This window comes from Micromonospora sp. BL4 (genome assembly GCF_003667505.1).
Classification (GTDB): domain Bacteria; phylum Actinomycetota; class Actinomycetes; order Mycobacteriales; family Micromonosporaceae; genus Micromonospora.
In genome coordinates, this window is the sequence record NZ_RCVJ01000079.1 from 1 (window position 1) to 21,032 (window position 21,032).

The 21,032-nt window shown below is 71.6% G+C and carries 19 protein-coding genes; 7 read left to right on the forward strand and 12 right to left on the reverse strand.

Annotation, left to right across the window (positions count from 1 at the left end; translation table 11 throughout):
- Nucleotides 1-93: 93 nt before the first annotated feature.
- Together EAD89_RS06870 and EAD89_RS06875 are read right to left on the reverse strand one after the other, a co-directional pair.
- On the reverse strand, nt 94-1,152 hold the full coding sequence (locus EAD89_RS06870; protein ID WP_121655938.1) for an aspartate-semialdehyde dehydrogenase: 1,059 nt from the start codon (nt 1,150-1,152) through the stop codon (nt 94-96).
- A gap of 5 nt (nt 1,153-1,157) precedes the next feature.
- Nucleotides 1,158-2,423 carry an aspartate kinase gene (locus EAD89_RS06875; RefSeq protein WP_121655937.1) on the reverse strand — a complete coding sequence of 422 codons (1,266 nt, stop codon included), beginning with the start codon at nt 2,421-2,423 and terminating at the stop codon, nt 1,158-1,160.
- A 256-nt stretch (nt 2,424-2,679) separates the two neighbouring features.
- Here EAD89_RS06875 and EAD89_RS06880 point away from each other — a divergent pair, with 256 nt between their 5' ends.
- Both EAD89_RS06880 and EAD89_RS06885 read left to right on the forward strand, forming a co-directional pair.
- On the forward strand, nt 2,680-3,471 hold the full coding sequence (locus EAD89_RS06880; RefSeq protein WP_121675137.1) for a hypothetical protein: 792 nt from the start codon (nt 2,680-2,682) through the stop codon (nt 3,469-3,471).
- Nucleotides 3,472-3,555: 84 nt separating this feature from the next.
- Complete coding sequence (locus EAD89_RS06885; protein WP_121655935.1) at nt 3,556-4,086, forward strand: nitroreductase family protein; 531 nt, start codon at nt 3,556-3,558, stop codon at nt 4,084-4,086.
- 5 nt (nt 4,087-4,091) lie between these two features.
- On the opposite strand, the gene EAD89_RS06890 is transcribed toward EAD89_RS06885, so the two are convergent.
- Entirely contained in the window at nt 4,092-5,078 is a 987-nt protein-coding gene (locus tag EAD89_RS06890) for an ArsR family transcriptional regulator (RefSeq protein WP_158610722.1), read from the reverse strand.
- A gap of 78 nt (nt 5,079-5,156) precedes the next feature.
- Between EAD89_RS06890 and EAD89_RS06895 the strand changes: the two genes are divergently transcribed.
- A complete protein-coding gene (locus EAD89_RS06895) occupies nt 5,157-6,428 on the forward strand; it encodes an MFS transporter (protein WP_121675139.1) in 1,272 nt (423 codons plus the stop codon).
- 237 nt (nt 6,429-6,665) lie between these two features.
- Nucleotides 6,666-8,417 carry a 2-isopropylmalate synthase gene (leuA, locus tag EAD89_RS06900; protein ID WP_121675140.1) on the forward strand — a complete coding sequence of 584 codons (1,752 nt, stop codon included), beginning with the start codon at nt 6,666-6,668 and terminating at the stop codon, nt 8,415-8,417.
- Between the two features lie 45 nt (nt 8,418-8,462).
- On the opposite strand, the gene EAD89_RS06905 is transcribed toward leuA, so the two are convergent.
- Nucleotides 8,463-9,959 carry an MFS transporter gene (locus EAD89_RS06905; protein WP_121655931.1) on the reverse strand — a complete coding sequence of 499 codons (1,497 nt, stop codon included), beginning with the start codon at nt 9,957-9,959 and terminating at the stop codon, nt 8,463-8,465.
- Between the two features lie 107 nt (nt 9,960-10,066).
- Between EAD89_RS06905 and EAD89_RS06910 the strand changes: the two genes are divergently transcribed.
- Entirely contained in the window at nt 10,067-10,723 is a 657-nt protein-coding gene (locus EAD89_RS06910) for an HNH endonuclease family protein (RefSeq protein WP_121655930.1), read from the forward strand.
- Nucleotides 10,705-11,190 carry a hypothetical protein gene (locus EAD89_RS06915; RefSeq protein WP_121655929.1) on the forward strand — a complete coding sequence of 162 codons (486 nt, stop codon included), beginning with the start codon at nt 10,705-10,707 and terminating at the stop codon, nt 11,188-11,190. The genes EAD89_RS06910 and EAD89_RS06915 overlap by 19 nt, the downstream gene beginning before the upstream one ends.
- Nucleotides 11,191-11,260: 70 nt before the next feature.
- Here the strand turns inward: EAD89_RS06915 and EAD89_RS06920 are convergent, their stop codons facing one another.
- The 7 genes from EAD89_RS06920 to EAD89_RS06950 all read right to left on the reverse strand — a co-directional run bounded on the left by EAD89_RS06920 (nt 11,261) and on the right by EAD89_RS06950 (nt 18,573).
- Entirely contained in the window at nt 11,261-12,361 is a 1,101-nt protein-coding gene (locus EAD89_RS06920) for an ABC transporter ATP-binding protein (RefSeq protein WP_121655928.1), read from the reverse strand.
- On the reverse strand, nt 12,358-13,344 hold the full coding sequence (locus EAD89_RS06925; RefSeq protein ID WP_121655927.1) for an ABC transporter ATP-binding protein: 987 nt from the start codon (nt 13,342-13,344) through the stop codon (nt 12,358-12,360). Before EAD89_RS06925 ends, EAD89_RS06920 begins: the two co-directional genes overlap by 4 nt.
- Nucleotides 13,345-13,456: 112 nt before the next feature.
- Nucleotides 13,457-14,416, reverse strand: a complete 960-nt coding sequence (locus tag EAD89_RS06930; RefSeq protein WP_199723496.1) for an ABC transporter permease — start codon at nt 14,414-14,416, stop codon at nt 13,457-13,459.
- 65 nt (nt 14,417-14,481) lie between these two features.
- Nucleotides 14,482-15,489, reverse strand: coding sequence for an ABC transporter permease (locus EAD89_RS06935; RefSeq protein ID WP_089018573.1), 1,008 nt, complete (start codon nt 15,487-15,489; stop codon nt 14,482-14,484).
- Between the two features lie 98 nt (nt 15,490-15,587).
- Nucleotides 15,588-17,261 carry an ABC transporter substrate-binding protein gene (locus EAD89_RS06940; RefSeq protein ID WP_121655926.1) on the reverse strand — a complete coding sequence of 558 codons (1,674 nt, stop codon included), beginning with the start codon at nt 17,259-17,261 and terminating at the stop codon, nt 15,588-15,590.
- 401 nt (nt 17,262-17,662) lie between these two features.
- Nucleotides 17,663-18,256 carry a recombination mediator RecR gene (gene recR, locus EAD89_RS06945; protein ID WP_074315222.1) on the reverse strand — a complete coding sequence of 198 codons (594 nt, stop codon included), beginning with the start codon at nt 18,254-18,256 and terminating at the stop codon, nt 17,663-17,665.
- A gap of 8 nt (nt 18,257-18,264) precedes the next feature.
- A complete protein-coding gene (locus tag EAD89_RS06950; RefSeq protein ID WP_233578266.1) occupies nt 18,265-18,573 on the reverse strand; it encodes a YbaB/EbfC family nucleoid-associated protein in 309 nt (102 codons plus the stop codon).
- 224 nt (nt 18,574-18,797) lie between these two features.
- Here EAD89_RS06950 and EAD89_RS06955 point away from each other — a divergent pair, with 224 nt between their 5' ends.
- Complete coding sequence (locus EAD89_RS06955; RefSeq protein ID WP_121675141.1) at nt 18,798-19,478, forward strand: DUF998 domain-containing protein; 681 nt, start codon at nt 18,798-18,800, stop codon at nt 19,476-19,478.
- Here EAD89_RS06955 and EAD89_RS06960 read toward each other — a convergent pair.
- Nucleotides 19,475-20,779, reverse strand: coding sequence for a hypothetical protein (locus EAD89_RS06960; RefSeq protein WP_199733426.1), 1,305 nt, complete (start codon nt 20,777-20,779; stop codon nt 19,475-19,477). The genes EAD89_RS06955 and EAD89_RS06960 overlap by 4 nt on opposite strands.
- Nucleotides 20,780-21,032: the final 253 nt, after the last annotated feature.

The window sequence follows — 21,032 nt, forward strand, 5'->3', positions numbered from 1 at the left end:
TCCCAAGAGGGCTTTTATCCGCGCATAACGCCCACCACAACTCCATGATCGACACGGGCAGTGGTCGCGAGGTCTCCGCGGATCCCGGGGGGGTTACGGGGTCAGGTCTTTGGCCAGGAGTTCGGCGATCTGGGCGGTGTTCAGGGCCGAGCCCTTGCGCAGGTTGTCGCCGGTGATGAAGAGGTCGAGGGCGCGCGGGTCGTCGAGGGCGCGGCGGATCCGGCCGACCCAGGACGGGTCGGTGCCGACGGCGTCGATCGGCATCGGGAACTCACCGGCGGCGGGGTCGTCGACCAGGATCACCCCGGGGGCGTTGCGCAGCGCCTCGCGGGCGCCCTCGGCGTCCACCTCGGTGGCGAAGACCGCGTGCACGGCCACCGAGTGGCCGGTCACCACCGGCACCCGGACGCAGGTGGCGGAGACCTTCAGGTCGGGCAGGCCGAGAATCTTCCGCGTCTCGTTGCGGACCTTCATCTCCTCCGACGACCAGCCGCCGTCGGCCGGCGAGCCGGCCCAGGGCACCACATTGAGCGCCAGCGGCGCCGGGAACGGCCCCAGGTCGTCGCCGACCGCCTGTCGCACGTCACCGGTCCGCGAGCCGAGCCCGCGACCACCGGCGACCTTGGCGAGCTGGTCGTGCAGGATCTCCACGCCGGCCTGGCCGGACCCGGACACCGCCTGGTAGGAGGCGACCACCAACTCGCGCAGGCCGTACTCGCGGTGCAGCGGGGCGACCGCGACGATCATCGCGAGGGTGGTGCAGTTGGCGTTCGCGATGATGCCTCGGGGCCGGTTGCGGACCTGCTCCGGGTTGATCTCGGGGACGACCAGCGGAACGTCCCGGTCCATGCGGAACGCGCCGGAGTTGTCGACCACGATCGCGCCACGGCCGACGGCGACCGGCGCCCACTCGGCGGAGACGTCGTCGGGGACGTCGAACATCGCCACGTCGACGCCGTCGAACGCCTCCGGAGTCAGCGCCTGGACGACGAGCTCCTCGCCCCGGCAGCGCACCCGACGCCCGACCGACCGCTCCGAGGCGAGCAGCCGGATCTCACCCCAGACGTTGCGACGCCCGGTGAGCAGTTCACACATCACGGTGCCGACGGCACCGGTCGCTCCGACCACGGCGAGGGTGGGCAGCGCCGTCATCGGCGCTACCTACCCGTCCCCGCGTAGACCACGGCTTCGGTGTCGCCACCCAGCTCGAACGCGTCGTGGATGGCGCGGACCGCGGCATCGAGGTCGGTGTCCCGGCAGACCACGGAGACCCGGATCTCGGAGGTGGAGATCATCTCGATGTTGACCCCGGCCGCGCCGAGGGCGGCGAAGAAGCCGGCGGCCACACCGGGGTGCGAGCGCATGCCGGCGCCGATGAGCGAGACCTTGCCGACGTGGTCGTCGTAGAGCAGGCCCTTGAACTTGACCGCCTCCTGGATCTTGCTGAGCGCGGCCATGGCGGTCGGACCATCGGTCTTGGGCAGGGTGAACGAGATGTCCGTCCGGCCGGTGCCCTCGGTGGAGACGTTCTGCACGATCATGTCGATGTTGATCTCGGCACCGGCGACCGTGTCGAAGATCCGCGCGGCGGCACCCGGCTCGTCGGGCACCCCGACGATCGTGATCTTGGCCTCGCTGCGGTCGTGCGCGACCCCGGTGATCAGTGCCTGCTCCACGGAAAGGTCCTCCATCGATCCGGTGACCATCGTGCCGGTGTTGGTCGAGTATGACGAACGGACGTGGATCGGCAACCCCGCCCGGCGGGCGTACTCCACGCTACGCAGGTGCAGAACCTTCGCGCCGCACGCGGCCAGCTCCAGCGTCTCCTCGTAGGTGATCTGCCGGATGTGTCGGGCGTTGGGCACGATTCGCGGGTCGGCGGTGAAGATGCCGTCGACGTCGGTGTAGATCTCGCAGACGTCGGCGTGCAGCGCGGCGGCGAGCGCGACGGCCGTGGTGTCGGACCCGCCCCGGCCGAGCGTGGTGACGTCCTTGGTGTCCTGCGAGACGCCCTGGAAGCCGGCCACGATGACCACCGAGCCCTCGTCGAGCGCGCCCTTGAGCCGCCCGGGGGTGACGTCGATGATCCGCGCGCGGCCGTGCACCGAGGTGGTGATCACGCCGGCCTGGGAGCCGGTGAACGAGCGGGCCTCGTACCCCAGGTTGTGGATGGCCATGGCCAGCAGCGCCATGGAGATCCGCTCCCCGGCGGTGAGCAGCATGTCCAGCTCACGGCCCGGTGGCAGCGGACTGACCTGGTTGGCCAGGTCGAGCAGCTCGTCGGTGGTGTCCCCCATCGCGGAGACCACCACCACCACGTCGTCGCCGGCCTTGCGGGCGGCGACGATGCGCTCGGCCACCCGCTTGATGCGCTCGGCATTGGCGACGGAGGACCCGCCGTACTTCTGCACCACGAGTGCCACGACGGTGCACTCCCTCCCAGTGACCCTGAGCGTGCCGACGCCGCCGGAACCGGGGCCGGCGGCGCGTGTCAGACCCCTTGAGGGTATCCGTCGGGTAACGACGCCGGGTCAGGTGATCCCACCATCCGGCCCGACCGGCACGTCCGGGCCTGGTCGGGCAGGTCGGCGGTACGCCGGGACGCCCGGGCCCGACACGCCGGAGCGGGCCGGTACGTGCCGGTCCCCACCAGCCACCGCCAACCACCAGAATGAGCCGGTGCCCGTCCTCCTCCGTCCGGCCGTCCGCGTGCTCGGTCCGCTCGTGTTCGCCCTGCCGGGATGCCTGGTCGCCTGCGCCAGCGCGCAGCCCCCACCTCCGCCGCCGACCGACACCGTGCCGGTGCAGGTCGACGCAGCCCGGGACGAGTTGGCCGCGCTAGCCGCTGCCGCCCAGGACCGGCACCTGGTGGCGCAGTACGTGTACAGCCGCAGCGGCCAGCCGGACCGGACCGTCGTGTTCACCAGCGCGAACGACGGCAGCTGGCGGGTCGACGTGCCGGGTGGCGCGCTGGGCGGCACCGTCGACATCTCGCTGGCCGCCACCGCCGACGGGCTGTTCCAGTGCGCCCTGCCGTCACCCGGTCGGGTGGAGCCGGCGAGCTGCGTACGCGTCGGCGAGCGCGACGAGCCCCTGCCGCGCCGGGTGGATCCCCGTGTCCAGCACCCGCTGACCGACTGGCTGGACGTGCTCACCGACCGGCGTGCCCCGCTCGCGGTCGCCCCAGCGGGCGCGCCGGAGGGACTGACCGGCACCTGCTACTCGGTGGACTCCACGTCGGCCTCGCTCAACGCCCCGCTGGACGTCGGCATCTACTGCTACGACCAGGACGGCACGCCGACCGGTGTGCGGACGGGGACCGGGACGCTGCGGCTGGCCGGGACGCCCGGCCCACCACCGGCCGCCGTGCAGTTGGCCGGCCCGGTGACGGACGGCGAGGCGCTGGGCACCGCGGCTCCACCGACGCCGACTCCTGACCCGTCGGACAGCCCGAGCGCGGGAACGCCCTGATCTTCGTCCCGTTACGGGTGCTCTTGACCACATTTTCGCGGCCCACCTTCAGGGGCGAATCACCCATACAGGACGATCTGTCGCATGGCCGACCTCACCCCGCTGCTCGCCTACCGCTGGAGCCCACGGGCCTTCGACCCGAGCGCCGAACTGACCGCCGAGGAGTCCGCCTCGCTGCTGGAGGCCGCCCGCTGGGCGCCGTCGGCGGAGAACGGGCAGCCCTGGCGGTTCGCCCTCGGCCACCGGGACGACGAGACCTGGAAACGGATCCTGATCAACCTCCCGGACAGCGACCAGGGCTGGGTCCGGCACGCCGCGACCCTGGTGGTCGGCGCCCACACCGGCGGTGACGCCGAGCGGGCCGCGTACGACCTGGGTCAGGCGATCGCCCACCTGACCGTGCAGGCCACCGCCCTCGGCCTGCACGTGCACCAGCTCACCCGCTTCGACCGGGCCGGTCTCTCCACCGAACTGGACCTGGCCGGCGGCGTCCGTCCGCTGGTGGTCGCCGCCATCGGCCGACTCGGGGACCCGTTCACTCTCCCGACCGAGCTGTGTGCCCTGGAGACCGGCCTGCGGCACCGCCGTCCGCTGGCCGATCTGCTGCTCGCCTGACCGGCTCACCCGCCGCCGCTGGCCCGGAGCAGGACCCGCGCGGCGTCGGTGTTGCGGTAGAGGACGTGTCGACCCTGCCTGAACCGGGAGACCAGGCCCGCGGCGTGGAGCGCGGCCAGGTGCTGAGAGACGTTCCCGGCGGACATCCTGGCGAGTCGGGCGAGGTCGGTGGTGGTCGCCGACGTGTCGAGCAGGTGCAGCAGCGCGGCCCGGCCGGGGCCGACCACACGCGCCAGCGGGTCGCCGGACGGCGTCGCGGTCGCCTCCCAGAGCGTCCCGACCGCCCGGACCGGGTACGCCCCGGCCGGCAGCGAGTCCTCCAGCAGGTTCCACAGCACCCGCCGCTCGGTGAACACCGTCGGGTTCAGCGCCAACCCACGACCGCGCAGGTCGAAGTCCCGCTCGAACGGGTCGTCGCTGACCACCCGGTCACCGAGCCAGCGCAGACTCGGGTGGAGCTGCTCGAAGAACCGACCGGCGCCGCTCTCAGCGAGCTGGGCGGCGCGGTACGCCACGTCGGCGTCGAGCAGCCCCCGCATCCGCGGCCAGTCCGGGGCGATCGCCTCGTCGTACCAGACCCGCACCGCGTCGACGAGCTGCGGCAGCAGCCCTCGGGGATCGGCGAGCAGCGCCCGCCCGAACGGACTGAGCGGCCGGCGCGGGGTGGTCGCCAGCAGATCCTGGACCACCACCTGCGGCGGCGTCGCCGCGATCTGGTCGAGCTGCTCGGCCATCTCCACGTTCGGTCGGGCCGCCGGCGTGAGGAAGTCGGGCAACGGGCAACCCCGCCAGGTCAGCTCCACCAGCGGTCGGACCCGGGCGGCCACCTCGGGGCGACCCAACGTCACCCGGGCCCGGTCGATCCAGGGCAGGTGCACCGCGTAGCGGACCGGGTCGGCAAGCGCCCACATGCTCAGGACCGTCTCGTTGGCCGGCGACACGGCGAACCGCACTCCCGCGACGTCGGCCAGGCTGAACCGCAACTCGGACACACGCACCCCCGGGCGCAGGATTCGGCTCAGCCTAAAAGACTCGACCGGGGCCATGGGGACAGGGTTCACTTCCCGGCCATGGGGGCCAGAGAGAGCGTTCGCACCGTCGTCCGACACGTCGTACCGCCCGCCGGGCTGACCCGCGCCCTGGCCGTGCAGGCCATGGTCTACGCCGTCGGCAGCGGCCTGTTCCACGCCGGCAGCGCGGTCTTCTTCACGCGGGCGCTGGGGCTCAGCGCCGCCCAGGTGGGGCTGGGTCTGTCCATCGCGGCAGGAGTGTCACTGCTCGGCACGGTGCCGCTGGGCGGGCTCACCGACCGGTACGGACCGCAGCGGGTCTGGACGGTCGGACTGGTGCTGAACGCGGCGCTCTTCGCGACGTACCCGTTCGTGGGCGGCTTCGCGAGCTTCCTCGCCGTGGTGGTGGCGCTGGCGGCCGTGGACGCGGCGACCGGCGTGGCCCGGCAGGTCTACTCGATCAACGCGCTCCCACCGGCCGAACGGGTCACGGCGATGGCGTACCAGCGTTCGTCGTTGAACGTCGGCTTCGGGCTGGGCGCGGTGATCAGCGGCCTGGTGCTGGCGGTGGACACGATCGAGGCGTACCGGGGAATGGTCTGGTTCATCGCGGCGGTGATCCTGGTGACGGCCATGTTCGTACGGCGACTGCCCCGACTACCGCAGGTGACCCGGCCGGTGGAGCCGATGGGTCGGCTCGCCGTACTGCGGGACCGGCCGTTCATGGCGGTGTCCCTGCTGTCCGGGCTGCTCACGTCGCACGGGGTGCTCTACCTGACGGTCATGCCGCTCTGGATCCTCACCCACACGGACGCCCCGAAGACGGTGATCGCCGCCCTGGTGCTGCTCAACACGGTCCTGATCGTGCTGCTCCAGGTGCGCGTCAGCCGGGGTGCCGACACCGCCGCGGGCGCGGCGCGGGCCTCCCGCCGTGGGGGCCTGCTGATCGCCCTGTTCTGCCTGCTCCTGCCGATCTCCGGGGTCACCCGGGGCGGGCTCACCGTCGTGGTGCTGGTGGCCGCCGCAACGCTCCTGATCCTGGCCGAGCTGATCGAATCGGCGGGCACCTGGGGGCTCACCGCCACCCTTCCGCCGGACGACCAGCGCGGCGCGTACGTGGGGGCGCTGCGGCTCGGCGAGCAGGTGCAGTACCTGATCGCCCCGGCGGGGCTGACCGCGCTCGGGGTGACCACCGGCGGTTGGGGCTGGTACCCGACGGCGGCGATCTTCGTGCTGGTGGGGCTGGCGATCGTACCCGCGGTGACCTGGGCCGAACGGACGCCGAGGCTGGGTTCCCAGGCCCCGGAGCCGACCATGACGCCGGTCCCATAGTCCGGACCCACCTTCCCACCCCTCGTTCCATCACGTAGGGTGACCTGGTCATGTGGCAGGCGCTTCTTCTCCTTAGCCGCCGCGACGAGGCCTAACCGGCCGGCACCTCGTCGCGGAGTCGCATCGCGCCGTCCAGCACATCTGATTTTCCTCTCGGCACCGCCGCGCACCGTCGCCCGGCAACTCGCCGACACCTTCCGATCTGCTGACGCCACATGTTCCAGGGAGCACTCTGAGATGGCTCAACCTGTCACCGACGCTGAGACCGATCCGATCGCCCGGCAACGCCCGAGCCGGATGCCGTACCACCGCTACCAGCCCTACCGCGAGCAGTTCCGGGTCGACCTGCCGGACCGCAGCTGGCCCACCCGGCACGTCGACGCCGCGCCGCGCTGGTGCGCGGTGGACCTGCGGGACGGCAACCAGGCGCTGATCGACCCGATGTCGCCCGAGCGCAAGCGGCGGATGTTCCAGCTGCTGGTCCAGATGGGCTACAAGGAGATCGAGGTCGGCTTCCCGTCGGCCAGCCAGACCGACTTCGACTTCGTCCGGCAACTCATCGAGCAGGACATGATCCCGGACGACGTCACCATTCAGGTGCTCACCCAGTGCCGGGAGCACCTGATCGAGCGCACGTTCGAGTCGCTGCGCGGGGCGAAGCGGGCGATCGTGCACTTCTACAACTCGACCTCCACCCTCCAGCGTCGGGTGGTCTTCGGCCTGGACCGGGACGGCATCACCGACATCGCCACCTCCGGCGCCCGGCTCTGCCAGAAGTACGCCGAGATCCACACCCCGGACACCGACATCCACTACGAGTACTCGCCGGAGTCGTACACGGGCACCGAGCTGGAGTACGCGGTGGAGGTGTGCGCCCGGGTGATCGACGTGATCGACCCGACGCCCGACCGGAAGCTGATCATCAACCTGCCGGCCACGGTCGAGATGGCGACGCCGAACGTGTACGCCGACTCGATCGAGTGGATGCACCGGCACCTGCAACGCCGGGACAGCCTGGTGCTCAGCCTGCATCCGCACAACGACCGGGGCACCGGTGTGGCCGCCGCCGAGCTGGGCCTGCTCGCCGGCGCGGACCGGATCGAGGGCTGCCTGTTCGGCAACGGCGAGCGCACCGGCAACGTGGACCTGGTGACGCTGGGGCTCAATCTGTTCTCCCAGGGCATCGACCCGATGATCGACTTTTCGAACATCGACGAGGTTCGGCGGGCCGTCGAGTACTGCAACCAGCTGCCGGTGCACGAACGCCACCCGTACGCCGGCGACCTGGTCTACACCGCCTTCTCCGGCTCCCACCAGGACGCGATCAAGAAGGGCTTCGACGCCCTCACCGCCGACGCGGTGGCCGCCGGCGTACCGGTGGACGAGCACACCTGGGCGGTGCCCTACCTGCCGATCGACCCGAAGGACCTGGGCCGCACCTACGAGGCGGTCATCCGGGTCAACTCGCAGTCCGGCAAGGGCGGCGTCGCGTACATCATGAAGAGCGAGCACCAGCTGGACCTGCCCCGCCGGCTCCAGATCGAGTTCTCCGGCGTGGTGCAGCAGGTCACCGACCACGACGGCGGTGAGGTCGACCCGGCCGCCATGTGGGAGATCTTCGCGACGCACTACCTGCTCGACCACCAGCCCGACCCGGCCGTGCGGCTGGCCGGCTACACGATCGGCACCACCGACGGCAAGGTCGAGATCGAGGCCCAGGTCGGCGTGGGCGCCGAACAGCGGTCGCTCGCCGCGGTCGGCAACGGCCCGATCGACGCGTACGTCAACGCGCTCCAGTCGGTCGGGGTGGGCGTCCGGGTGCTCGACTACCACGAGCACGCGCTGTCCTCCGGCGGGGACGCGCAGGCCGCCGCGTACGTGGAGTGCGAGGTGGACGGCCGATCGGTCTGGGGCGTGGGCACCGACGCCAACATCGTCACCGCCTCGATCAAGGCGGTCACCAGCGCCGTCAACCGCGCCCGCGGCTGAGCCGACTGTCCGGGAAGGGAAGGGCCTCCGGTCGGGGGCCCTTCCTCATTTCTTCGGGGGTGTGGCGGCGGGCAGCGAGTGGCAGGGCTGCGACGGCGGGGCCGAGCGGGGTGGTCGGTGGACCAGGACGAGGGCCAGCACCGCGCCGGTCAGCAGCAGGCCGGCGCACCAGACCATCGCGCCCCGGAACGCGTGCGTCAGCTCGGCCTTCTGCTCGTACCCGGCACCGGTGAGTCCGACCAGCAGCGGCAGCGCGGCCACCGCGAGCAGGCCACCGGCCCGGGACGCGGCGTTGTTGAAGCCGCTGGCCACGCCGGAGAACCGGTCCTCCACAGCGGCCAGCACCGACGCGGTCAGCGGCGCCACCACCAGGGTCAGCCCGAGGCCGAAGAGCAGCACCCCGGGCAGCACGTCCCGCCAGTACGACGCGCCGGGGCCGACGCCGCGAAGCAGCAGCAGACCGGCGGCCGCCACCACCGGCCCGACGGCCAGCGGCAGTCGCGGGCCGATCCGCGCCGACAGCGCGCCGGCCCGGGCGGAGCCGATCAGCAGCAGCACCGTCATCGGCAGCAGCGCGATGCCGGTGCGGAAGGCGGACCACTGGACCACGTTCTGGAGGTAGACGGCGAAGAAGAAGGTGAAGCCGCCGAGCGCGGCGTAGACCACCACGGTGAAGATGTTCAGCACCGAGAAGAGCCGGCTGCTGAACAGCCCGGTGGGCAGCATCGCGGTGTCGGCGCGCCGCCGTTCCAGCAGCACGAAGGCCACCGCGGCCAGCACACCGACCAGTGCCGCGACCACCACCGCGGCCGAGTCGAAGCCGCGCGCCGGCGCGTCGATCAGGGCGTACGTGACGCCGGCGAGCGCGAGCGCGCCGAGCAGCGCCCCGGCCACGTCGAACCGGCGTCGGGTCCGGCCCGGCCCCTCGGTCCGGGAGGCGTTCTCGTCCCGGCTCTCCGGCACCCAGCGCAGCGCGGCCAGCAGCACCAGCACGGCGATCGGCAGGTTGAGGAAGAAGATCCACCGCCAGGACAGCGCGTCGATCAGCCAGCCGCCGATGAACGGACCCAGCGCGGTGGACACGCCGGACAGCCCGGCCCAGGCGCCGATCGCCCGACCCCGGTCGTCCGGGTGGAAGCTGGCCTGGAGCACGGACAGCGATCCGGGGGTGAGCAGAGCGCCGCCGGCGCCCTGGAGGAACCGGGCCGCGATCAGCCAGCCGGTGCCCAACGCCAGCCCGCAGAGCACCGAGGCGGCGGTGAACCAGACCACCCCGATCAGGAAGACCCGTCGCCGGCCGAAGCGGTCCCCGAGCGCGCCGCCGAGCAGCACGAACGCCGCCAGCATCAGCAGATAGCCGTTGACGGTCCATTGCAGATCCGCCACGTTCGCGCCGAGGTCCTGCCCGAGCTTCGGCAGCGCCACGTTGACGACCGTGCTGTCGAGGAAGACCATGCCGGAGGCGAGCACCGCGGCGAGCAGAGTGCCTCGGCCGGCGGGGGTCCCCATCCGCAGCGCGGGCGCCGGTACGGGTGCGGTCATCCCACCAATCTGCCTTGCAGCATGTGGGAGACGCCACGAAACGCCGAAACCATGCCCGGGTACTGTGCGCAATCGCCGGGAGACCGCAAGCTGGAGAGGTGTCGTCTGTGCGTACCAGATCAGGACCGCGCGCGGCGGTGGCCGCGCTCGTCGCGGCGCTGGCGCTCGGCGTGGCCGGTTGCGTCCCGCCCGATGAGCCGGACACGCCGCCACCGAGTGGCGGCAGCAACGCCGTCGAACAGTTGGGCCAGCTGACGGTCGCCAGCGCCGGCTCGATGAAGGGCTACAGCCGCCAGCACTTCCCACACTGGCGGGACACCGGCAAGAACTGCGACGTGCGGGACACCATCCTGAAGCGCGACGGCAAGGACGTGAAGCTCTCCGGCTGCAACGTGGTCGGCGGGCGCTGGGAGAGCGTGTACGACGGTCGCAGCGCCACCGATCCCTCCGACGTGGACATCGACCACATGGTGCCGTTGGCCAACGCATGGCGGTCGGGCGCCGACGAGTGGAACGACGCGAAGCGTGGCGATTTCGCCAACGACACCACGCGGCCTCAGCTCATCGCGGTTTCCGCGTCCTCCAACCGGGCAAAGGGTGACCAGGACCCGTCCCAGTGGAAACCGGCGAACCGGTCGTACTGGTGCCAGTACGCCGAGAGCTGGGTGACGGTCAAGCACCACTGGCGGCTGACGGTGACCAGCGCCGAGAAGGCCGCCCTGACCGAGATGTTGGAGGGCTGCACATGGGCGAACAAGCCGTGACGGGCGCTGGTGGAACCCCCGCCCCGGAGCAGACGCCGGCCGCGGGCGACGCGGCGGCGGCCGGCAGCGCGCCGGCCGGACCGGCGACCGCGGGCATGACCGTGGACGGCAGCACCGGCACCGCTGGCACGGTGCCCGGCGCGGGGATGAGCGCGGACGGCCCCAACCCGCCCGACACCGCGTCACCGGGCGCCGGCATGGATGCGGACGCGGCCAGCGGCGCCGTGCGTACCGCGGACATCGTCCCGGGGCCGGGCGGGGTGATGACCGACGAGGTGGGTGTGGTGACCGGGGAGCTGACCCTGCGCACCAGCTACGCCGACGGCCGGGTCACGCTCGGCGTGCAGTACAAGGACGCGGACGAGTGGTACGCGGTGACCGGCGGCTCGGTGCCGCTGCCCGACCCGGCCGGTCTGGACGCGGTGCACGGCGTCGCGGTGGCCCTGCTGCACCGCCCGGAGGGCTGAGCCGCCCGCCGACGCTCGTCGAGCCGTACAGCCCAGGGGCCGTCCTGTGACAGGACGGCCCCTGGCTGCGTCACGGGGTCGGGATCAGCTCGCCCGGCGGGTCTACCGGGCCGGTGCCCTCGGTCGGGCGGACCAGCTCCACCTCGACCTCGTGCGGCCGGATCCGGCCGGCGGCGATGTCCTCGGCGAAGTGACAGGCCACGCGGTGGCCGCCGACCACGTCGCGCAGCGCCGGCCGCTCGTCGGCGCAGCGGGTTGGCTGCGCCCACGGGCACCGGGTGTGGAATCGGCAGCCCGACGGCGGGTTGGTCGGCGAGGGCAGGTCGCCGGCGAGCAGGATCCGCTCCCGGCGGTCCTCCACCAACGGGTCCGGTACCGGCACCGCGGACATCAGCGCCCGGGTGTACGGGTGCATCGGCTCGCGGTAGAGGTCGTCGCTGGACGCCTCCTCCACCAGCCCGCCGAGGTACATGACACCCACCGTGTCGGCGATGTGCCGGACCACCGCCAGGTCGTGCGCGATGATCAGGTACGTCAGGCCGCGCTCGTTCTGCAGGTCCTCTAGCAGGTTGAGCACCTGGGCCTGGATCGACACGTCCAGCGCGGAGACCGGCTCGTCGGCGACGATCAGCTCCGGGTTGAGCACCAGTGCCCGGGCGATGCCGATCCGCTGGCGCTGGCCGCCGGAGAACTCGTGCGGGTACTTGCCCAACGCCGACGAGGGCAGGCCGACCGCCTCCAGCGTCTCGCGCAACCGCCGGTTCGTCTCCGCCTTGTCGCCGGCCAGCCCGTGCGCCTTGAGCCCCTCCACCAGCAGCGACTCCACCGACTGCCGGGGGTCCAGGCTGGACAGCGGGTCCTGGAAGATCATCTGCATCCGACGGCGGGCCTGCCGCATCGCCTCGCCCTTGAGCGAGCGGACGTCGGTGCCGTCGAAGATGATCTCGCCGTCGGTCGGTTCGACCAGCCGCAGCAGGCCACGGCCCAGCGTCGACTTGCCGCAGCCCGACTCGCCGACCAGGCCGTACGTCTCGCCCTTGCGGATGCTCAGCGACACGCCGTCCACCGCGTAGACGTAACCGACGGTGCGGTCGAAGAGCAGGCCGCTCTTGATCGGGAAGTGGACCTTGATGTCACGCAGTTCGACCAGAGGTCCGGTCTGTTCGGTCATCGGACCGCCACCTCCTCGGAGACGGGGTTGTTGCAGCGGAGGTCGCCGCCGGTGGCGGTGGGTTCGAGCGGCGGAGGCCCTTCCAGGCACGCGTCCACGACGTTGTCGCAGCGCGGCGCGAAGGCGCACCCCTCGGCCCACGGGATGTTGTCGGAGACCGACCCGCGGATCGCGTGCAGCCGCTCACCGCGCGGTGAGTCGAGCCGGGGCACCGAGTTGAGCAGCCCGTGCGTGTACGGGTGCCGGGCGTGCGCGAACAGCTCGTGCCGTCGTGCCCGCTCGACGACCTTGCCGCCGTAGAGCACGTTGACCGTGTCGCAGAGCCCGGCCACCACGCCCAGATCGTGCGTGATCATGACGAGCGCGGTGCCGGTCTCGTCGACCAACTGCTTGAGCAGCGTGAGGATCTGCGCCTGGATGGTCACGTCGAGCGCGGTGGTCGGCTCGTCGGCGATCAGCAGCCGGGGCTTGCAGGCCAGCGCGATGGCGATCAGGGCGCGCTGGCGCATGCCGCCGGAGATCTGGTGCGGGTACTCCGAGAGCCGCCGCTGCGGATCGGGGATGCCGACCGCGTCGAGCAGGTCCCGGGCCTCCCGCAGCGCCTGCTTGCGATCGCGGCCCTGGTGGCGCTCCAGCACCTCGGCGACCTGGACTCCGATCGGGATGACCGGGTTCAGCGACGAGAGCGGGTCCTGGAAGATCATGCTGATCTCCCGGCCCCGCCGGTCGCGCATGTCGTCCGGCCGCAGCTTCAGCAGGTCGGTGTCCTCGAAGAGCACCTCACCGGTGACCTTGTTGCCCCGCTTGGGCAGCAGGCCCATGATGGCCAGGCTGGTCACGCTCTTGCCGCAGCCGGACTCACCGACCAGGCCGACGGTCTGCCCCGGCTCCACGGTGAAGCTGACCTTGTCGACGGCGGTGAACGGCCGCTCGCCGCGTCGCTGGAACACCACGCTCAGGTCACGGACGTCGAGCAGGCTCATCGGGTCACTTCCTCACTGCACTGGTGCTTCGCCCGCGACTGCGAAGCTCGCAAGCTCACTCCGCGCGCTCGTCGCTGACGCTCGTTGGTCGTGCCGCTCGCTCGCACCGCCGTCACCGCCGGTTCTTCGGGTCGATCGCCTCGCGCATCGCCTCACCCAGCAGGGTGAAGCCGAGCGCGACCACGATGATCGCCAGCGCCGGGTAGTAGGCCAGCTCCGGACGGACCTCGAAGTAACGCTGGCCGTCCACGCCGAGCATCAGGCCCCACTCGGCCCGGTTGATGTCCGGGTCGCCGAGGCCCAGGAAGGAGAGCGCCGCGGCGTCCAGGATGGCCACCGCGAAGGTCAGGGTGGCCTGCACGATCACCGCGGTCAGCGAGTTGGGCAGCATGTGCCGCAGCACGATGTTGCGCTCCTTGACGCCGAGCGCGCGGGCGGCGAGCACGTGGTCGCTCTCCCGCTGGGCCAGCATCGAGCCGCGCAGCAGCCGGGCGAAGATCGGCACGCTCACGATGGCCACCGCGAAGATGACCGTCCACTGGCTCGACCGGCTGGCCATGGCGACCAGGGTGATCGCGAGCAGCAGGCTCGGCAGGGCCAGCATCACGTCGGTGAGCCGCATCAGCACCACGTCGATCCAGCCGCCGAAGGCGCCGGCGATCGCGCCGATCAGCACACCGAGCGCGAGGCCGATGAGGGTGGCGAGCACGCCGACGAAGAGCGTCTGCCGGGCGCCGTAGATCATCCGGGAGAGGAAGTCCCGGCCGAGCGGGTCGGAGCCGAGCGGGAACTCGCCGCTGGCACCCGGGATGGTGTCCACGGTGAGGTTCTTCGTCAGCTCGTCGAAGCGCTGCACCGGATCGTGCGGCGCGATCAGCGGAGCGAAGATCGCCATCAGGACGAACAGGCCCACGATGGTGGCCCCGACGATGGCGACGGGATTGCGTCGCAGCCGGCGTACGGCGTCCCGGAAGAGGCTGATGCCACCCCGGTCGGCCGCGCTGGCCCGGGCCAGCTCGTCCAGTCGCGCCTTCTTGCGGTCGCCGAGCAGGCCGATGCTGCGCTCGCTCATGCCGGGGCGTGGCTTGTCGTCCCCGGGACGGGGAGCCGGCGTGCCGGCCTGGGTGATCGGGTCACTCATCGCACACGCACCCTCGGGTCGATGAAGGCGTAGGAGAGGTCCACCAGCAGGTTGACCACCACGAAGACCAGCGCGGCGAGCAGGATGATCGCCTGGAGCACCGGGTAGTCCCGGCCGCCGCTGATCGAGTCGGTGATCAGTGTGCCGATGCCGCCCCAGTTGTAGACCTTCTCGGTGAGCACCGCGCCGGAGAGCAGCGCGCCGGTCTGCAGGCCGATGGTGGTGACCACCGGCAGCAGCGCGTTGCGCAGGATGTGCCGGCCGCGGATGGTGCGGTGCCGCAGGCCCTTCGCCTCGGCCGTCCGCACGTAGTCCTCGTTGAGCACGTCGAGCACGCTCGCGCGGGTGATCCGCACGATCACGGCGAGCGGGATGGTGGCGAGCGTGATCGCCGGCAGGATCAGGTGCCACAGCGCGTCGGCGCTGGCGTCGAACTCCCGGGTGAGCAGGCCGTCGAGCACGAAGAAGCCGGTGACGTTGGTGTTGTCCAGACCGGTGGTCAGCCGTCCGGACGGCGGGAACCAGTGGATGTTCTGCGTGAAGACGTCCTTGAGCAGGTAGCCCAGGAAGAAGATCGGGATCGAGATGCCGAGCAGGGTGCCGGCGATGGTGAGGTTGTCCAGGGACCGTCCACGCCAACGTGCGGCGAGGTAGCCCAACGGCACCCCGAGGCCGACCGCGATGATCATCGCGGCGAGGGCCAGCTCGATGGTGGCCGGGAAGGCACGGCTGATGACGTCGGTGACCGGGTCACCGGACCGGATCGAGTTGCCGAAGTCGCCGGTCACCACCCGCTGCATGAACTTGCCGTACTGCACCAGGATCGGCTGGTCGTAGCCGAGCGCCTTGGTCAGCAGGGCGCGGCGCTCGGGCGTCGCCCGCTCGCCGAGCAGCGCCTCGACCGGGCCACCGGGCAGGTTCCGCAGCCAGATGAAGATCAGCGCCGACAGCGCTATGAGGGTCACCACCAACTGCAGCAGGCGGCGGACTATGACTCGCAACATCTCTCACACACCAGACTCTCGATGGTCGCGCGATCGGCCCGGGCCGGGAGAAACCCCGGACCCGGGCCGATCACGCCTACGGCGTCAGCCGACAAACGTCACTTGCTGACGCTGACCGTGTTGAACCGCTCGTCGGTCAGCGGGCTGGCAACCAGACCCTTGACATCCTTGGTGACGACAATGGCCGGCGGGGCGTGCCAGACCGGCACGGCCGGCAGCCACTTGGCGGCGATGTCCTTGTTGACCTGCTCCCAGGCCGCCTTCTTGCCGGCCTCGTCGACCGTGGCGTCGGCCTTGGTGATGGCCTCGAACATCTCGGTCATCGCCTGATCGCCGAACTCGGCCTTCCCGCGGCCGAAGAACGTGCCGACGAAGTTGCCCGGGTCGTTGTAGTCACCGGTCCAGCCGAGGATGTGCAGGTCGTGCTTGCCGAACTGCTGCACGTCGTCCTTGAAGCCACCGTTCCACGGGCGAGGCACACCGTTGACCTTGATGCCCACGGCCTGGAGGTCGTTGGCGAGAACGGTGAAGATCTCCTGCGGGTTCGGCATGTACGGCCGGGTGACGTCCGGCGGGTAGTAGAAGTTCAGCGTCAGACCCTCGGCGCCGGCCTCCTTGAGCAGCTGCTTGGCCTTGTCCGGGTTGTACTCGTACTTCTGCACGTCCGGGGCGTAGCCGAGCACGGTGTCCGGCATGAACTCGTCGGCGACCTTGGCGCCACCCGGGCCCTTGGTCTGCACCAGCTGCTGGCGGTTGAGCGCGTAGGCGATCGCCTGCCGCACCCGCAGGTCCTTCAGCTTCGGGTTCTTCTGGTTGATGCCCAGGTAGAGGATGTTGAACGCCGGGCGGTTGACGACCTGGAAGCCCTCACCCTCGAGCGCCTTGCGGTCGGCCGGGGCCGGGAAGTCGATGCCCTGCACGGTGCCGGCCCGGAGCTCCTGCTTGCGGGTGCTCTCGTCCTTGATGATCTTGATGATCATCTTGTCCACCTTGGCCTTCTCGCCAAAGTAGTCCGGGTTGCGGTTCAGGGTGATCTCGTTCTTGGCCTTGTCCCAGCCACCGAAGGTGAACGGGCCGGTGCCGACCGGGTGCTCGTTGGCGAACGCGCTGTACGAGAACGAGTCACCGTTCTGCGTGACCGTGTTGGCGTCGTACTTCTTGAGCGCCTCGGGGCTCGCGATCGACAGCGAGGTCAGCGCGAAGGCACCGGGGAAGGCGCCCTTGTACCTGTTCAGGGTCAGGACGGCGGTCCCGTCGTCCTTGGCCTCGCACTTGTTGTAGATCGACTCGCCGGCGCCCTCGGCCTCGTTCTTCGCGAACCCGCCGAAGGTGTCCATGTAGTAGATCATCTGGGACTGGGCGGCAGCGCCCTTCATGTTGTACCAGCGGTCGAAGTTGAAGCAGACCGCGGCGGCGTTGAAGGGGGTGCCGTCGTGGAACTTCACGCCCTGGCGGAGCTTGAACGTCCAGACCTTGCCGTCCGGGTCGTGCTCCCAGCTCTCGGCCAGGCCGCCCTGAAGCTCGGCGGTGCCCGGCTTGTGGCTCACCAGGGTGTCGAACATCTGCCGGACCGGCCGGAACGACTCACCGTCATCGTTGAAGATGGGATCGAAGTTCTTCGGGTCACCGGCACCCGCGAAGATGAAGGTGCCGCCAGTCTTGGCCTCGCCACTGTCGCCGTCGCGCTCGCTCTCCGCGCAGCCGGCCGCGCCGACCGCCAGAGCGGCAACGGCCGCGATGGCCACAGCCGTTTTTAGCCTTCTCGCCTGCATCTCTCACCTCTGTCATGCGCATGACCACGCCGAGTTGTGGCTCGGTCCGTGTGCGGGAGGCTATGACATGTCACACGTGAGCGGAACGGCCGTCAGGCAATCGCTATCAAGCCGACACCTTGCGCGGGGGTCTGACAGTCGACGGCACGGCGCATACAGGGGGCGACACATTGATCCGCGCTAGGCCGGGGCCCTACGACGGGGCGGCGTCGTCCTGGACGGCGTGCTGTTCGCGGGCGTGCGCGCCCACCGGTGGACGCCGCCATGGCCACCCTCACCGGGCGGTCGCTGTCGGGAGCGGTATACCTGTGAGTCATAAATATGCCTCACAGGTATACCGCTCACCGGCGACCCATGCCGGGCATCGCCTCGTCGGCTTGCGGCGCCCCCGGGGTACGAGATCAGACCGCCCGGCGCCCCTCGAACGCCCGGCCGAGGGTGATCTCGTCGGCGTACTCCAGGTCACCGCCGACCGGCAGCCCGCTCGCCAGCCGGGTCACGGCGATGCCCATCGGCTTCACCATCAACGCCAGGTAGGTGGCGGTCGCCTCGCCCTCGGTGTTCGGGTCGGTCGCCAGGATCAGCTCGCGCACCGCGCCACCGCTCAGCCGGGTCATCAGCTCCCGGATGCGCAGATTGTCCGGCCCGATCCCTTCCAGCGGATTGATCGCGCCGCCGAGCACGTGGTAGCGGCCGCGGAACTCACCGGTCCGCTCGATGGCCACCACGTCCTTGGGCTCCTCCACCACACACAGCACCTCGTCCGTGCGGCGTGGGTCGCGGCAGATCCGGCACTGCTCCGACTCGGCCACGTTGTAGCAGGTCGTGCAGAACCGCACCAGCTCCTTGACCTTGCGCAGAGCGCCGGCCAGCCGGTTGACGTCGGCCGGATCCGCCGACAGGACGTGGAACGCGATCCGCTGAGCGCTCTTCGGGCCCACGCCCGGCAGCCGACCCAGCTCGTCGATCAGATCCTGGATGGCACCTTCGTACATCTGCCGGCTCAGAAACCGGGCAGGCCGAGGCCGCCCATGCCACCGGTGACCGGGCCCATCTTGCGCTCGGTCAGCTCACGCGCCGCCTCGGCGGCGTTGTGCACGGCCGCGACGACCAGGTCCTCCAGGGTCTCCACGTCGTCCGCGTCAACGGCCTTCGGGTCGATCTTGATGGCCTTGAGCTCCCCGGAACCGGAGACGGTCGCAGTGACCAGCCCACCGCCGGCGGTGCCGGTCAGCTCGGCCTCCGCCAGCTCGGCCTGGGCGGCGGCGATCTGCTGCTGCATCTTCTGCGCCTGCTTCAGCATCTGCTGCATGTTCGGCTGTCCACCTGGGCGCACGGATGGCTCCTTCTCGCACTCGTCTGCTCGGCCGCCGCCCAGCCTATCCGCTGGGACCGACCCCGCCCCGCCCGGTGCGTCCGCCCACGCCGGGGCGGATCACCGTCGGCGTGGACCTGCGACGGGTACGGCTACCACTACCCGAACCGGCCATCTACGCGTAGTGCGGCGGCACCCGCCGGTTTGGTCTGCTCGTCGACATGAACCTCAACCGCACCAGTCGGGTCGGCGCGCTGTGCTGGGTGTCGGCCGCACCGCTCTTCCTCGTCGCCAACCTGGTCACCGGTCTTGCTTGGCGCCACCCGTCCTACAGCTGGGCCATCCACAACATCAGCGACCTCGGCAACGTCCACTGCGGCATCTGGGACAGCAGCCGCCCCCGCTACGTCTGCTCGCCCTGGCACCCGCTGATGAACGTCGCGACCCTGGCCACCGCCGTGCTGCTCGCCGCCGGGCTACTGCTGACCTGGCGAATCCTCGGTCGCGGTGGGGTGGTCCGGTCGGCCCAGACGCTGCTCGTGCTGGCTGCCGGCGGGTACGCCCTGGCAGCCGTCCACCCGGCGGACGTCGACGAGAACCGGCACGTCCTCGGCGCCTTCCTGATCATGGGGGTGGGCAACCTCGGCCTGCTCCTCGCCGGGCTGGCGCCGGGCACCACGATGCTCGGCCGGTGGCGACCGCTCACTCTCACCGCCGGGCTGACCGCGCTGGTCGGGACGGTGCTGTTCTTCGCCCAGCAGGGTCTCGGGATCGGGGTGGGCGGCATGGAACGGGTCGCCGTCCTGCCCTTTCCGCTCTGGGCCTGCTGCCTCGGTGTCCTGCTCGCCGAGGCACCCTCCGGCCGGGCACAGCGCACCCGGCCGGTGGCGCAGAGCCGCTAGCGGGCGTCGACCTCGTCGATCTTCTCGGCGCCGAAGGTCTCGCGGAGCAGCCGTACCGCCTGCTCCTCGCTGGACTCCCGGGCGGTCTTCTCGTCGATGACCTCGTCCAGCGGCTCGTCGCCCGGGTCGAACCCCTCGTAGGTCGGCGTGGTCGCCGGCGCCGCAGCGCCCGGCCGGGCGCCGCGCAACGGGCCGTCGAAATCCGGGTCGTAGGGCGGTTCGCCGGCCCATTCGGCGTCCGCGGTGGGTCGGGCCGCCGCTCCGGTACGCGGACCACGCCCCGCCGCTGCCGCGCGGGCGGCGGCGATGGCGCTGCTCACCGGTGCACCGCCGGTGGCCGGCTGGCGGGCCGCCGGCGTCGGGTTGGCCCGCGCGTTCGGCTTGCCGCCGCCGGTCGGCGTGGCCGGGCTGCCGCCGTTCGCGCTGGTGTCGCTTCCACCCGTGCGGCCCTGGTCCGTGCTGTTCGCGCCGGTGCCCGTTGCACCCGTGCGGCCCTGGTCGGCGCCGTTCGCGCCGGTGACCGTTCCACCGGTGCGGCCCTGGTCGGCGCCGTTCGCGCCGGCCGGGGCGGGTGCCGAGCCGGAGCCGGCCGGTGGGGTGTCGGCCACGGCGGTGACACCGCCCGGCCGGGCGGCCTCCGGCCAGTCCTCGTCCTCGGTCGCCGTGGCGGCGGGCGCGCTGCCACCGGGGAGGGCCGCCTCCGGCCAGTCGTCCTCGGCCTCGGCCGGCGGGGCCGACCCGGACGGCTGCCCGCCGGGCTGCCGACCCGCACCGCGACCGCTGGACGCGTTCCCGCCCGCACCCGCGCCGGTGGGAACACCGGGACCGCCCGGCGCGCCGGGCAGGCCGGCACGGGCATCCGGGCCGCCGGTCGGGCCGGCGGCGGCGATCGCGTTCGTCGGGGTGGGTGCGGCGTCCGCCTGCGTGGGCGACGAAGCGGGTCGGGCCGGCGCGGCGGGCTGCGAGCGCGGCGGGCCGGACAGCGACACGCCGCCCCGCTCACCAGCCACCTCGCAACGGATCTGCCAGCGCCCGCCCAACTCCTCGTAGAGCGCGTCGGTGAGCACCGCCGCGTGGTCGGCCATCATCTTGGCCAGCACGGTGGACTTGACCGTCAGGACCAGCGTGTCGCCGTCGAGGTCGCGCACCACCGCGTCGCGCATCAGGGCCGCGATCCGCTTGTTGGTCCGGTTGACCTTGCCGACCACGTCGGGCCAGACCCGGCGGACCGCGACCGCGTCCAGCGCCGCGGCCGGCGCGCCGGGTCGGGGCGGCTCGGGCGTCGCCGGGTCGGGAAGCACCGCCGACGGCGGCACCGCGCGGCGGGGGGCCGGAGATCCACCGGGCGAACCGGCACTGGCCGGCGAGACGGGTGCGTTCCGGCCGGCGGGTGTCGGCGCGGCGGCCGTCGCCGACGCACCGGGTGACGCCGGGATCGGCGAGTCGGCGGGCGAGGCCGGGGCTGGGGTATTCGGGTTCGCGGCGCCGGGTGCCGGCGCGCCCGAGGCAGCAGCGCCCGGGCCCGTGGACGCTGTCTGGTCGACGTTCCACGGG

Excerpts from the sequence above, each read along its gene's own strand:
- EAD89_RS06870 (WP_121655938.1), bottom strand. The coding sequence starts at position 1,152 with ATGACGGCGCTGCCCACCCTCGCCGTGGTCGGAGCGACCGGTGCCGTC.
- EAD89_RS06885 (WP_121655935.1), top strand. The coding sequence starts at position 3,556 with ATGGCCGACCTCACCCCGCTGCTCGCCTACCGCTGGAGCCCACGGGCC.
- EAD89_RS06895 (WP_121675139.1), top strand. The coding sequence starts at position 5,157 with ATGGGGGCCAGAGAGAGCGTTCGCACCGTCGTCCGACACGTCGTACCG.
- leuA (WP_121675140.1), top strand. The coding sequence starts at position 6,666 with ATGGCTCAACCTGTCACCGACGCTGAGACCGATCCGATCGCCCGGCAA.
- EAD89_RS06905 (WP_121655931.1), bottom strand. The coding sequence starts at position 9,959 with ATGACCGCACCCGTACCGGCGCCCGCGCTGCGGATGGGGACCCCCGCC.
- EAD89_RS06915 (WP_121655929.1), top strand. The coding sequence starts at position 10,705 with ATGGGCGAACAAGCCGTGACGGGCGCTGGTGGAACCCCCGCCCCGGAG.
- EAD89_RS06920 (WP_121655928.1), bottom strand. The coding sequence starts at position 12,361 with ATGACCGAACAGACCGGACCTCTGGTCGAACTGCGTGACATCAAGGTC.
- EAD89_RS06925 (WP_121655927.1), bottom strand. The coding sequence starts at position 13,344 with ATGAGCCTGCTCGACGTCCGTGACCTGAGCGTGGTGTTCCAGCGACGC.
- EAD89_RS06930 (WP_199723496.1), bottom strand. The coding sequence starts at position 14,416 with ATGAGCGAGCGCAGCATCGGCCTGCTCGGCGACCGCAAGAAGGCGCGA.
- EAD89_RS06935 (WP_089018573.1), bottom strand. The coding sequence starts at position 15,489 with ATGTTGCGAGTCATAGTCCGCCGCCTGCTGCAGTTGGTGGTGACCCTC.
- EAD89_RS06940 (WP_121655926.1), bottom strand. The coding sequence starts at position 17,261 with ATGCAGGCGAGAAGGCTAAAAACGGCTGTGGCCATCGCGGCCGTTGCC.
- recR (WP_074315222.1), bottom strand. The coding sequence starts at position 18,256 with ATGTACGAAGGTGCCATCCAGGATCTGATCGACGAGCTGGGTCGGCTG.
- EAD89_RS06950 (WP_233578266.1), bottom strand. The coding sequence starts at position 18,573 with ATGCAGCAGATGCTGAAGCAGGCGCAGAAGATGCAGCAGCAGATCGCC.
- EAD89_RS06955 (WP_121675141.1), top strand. The coding sequence starts at position 18,798 with ATGAACCTCAACCGCACCAGTCGGGTCGGCGCGCTGTGCTGGGTGTCG.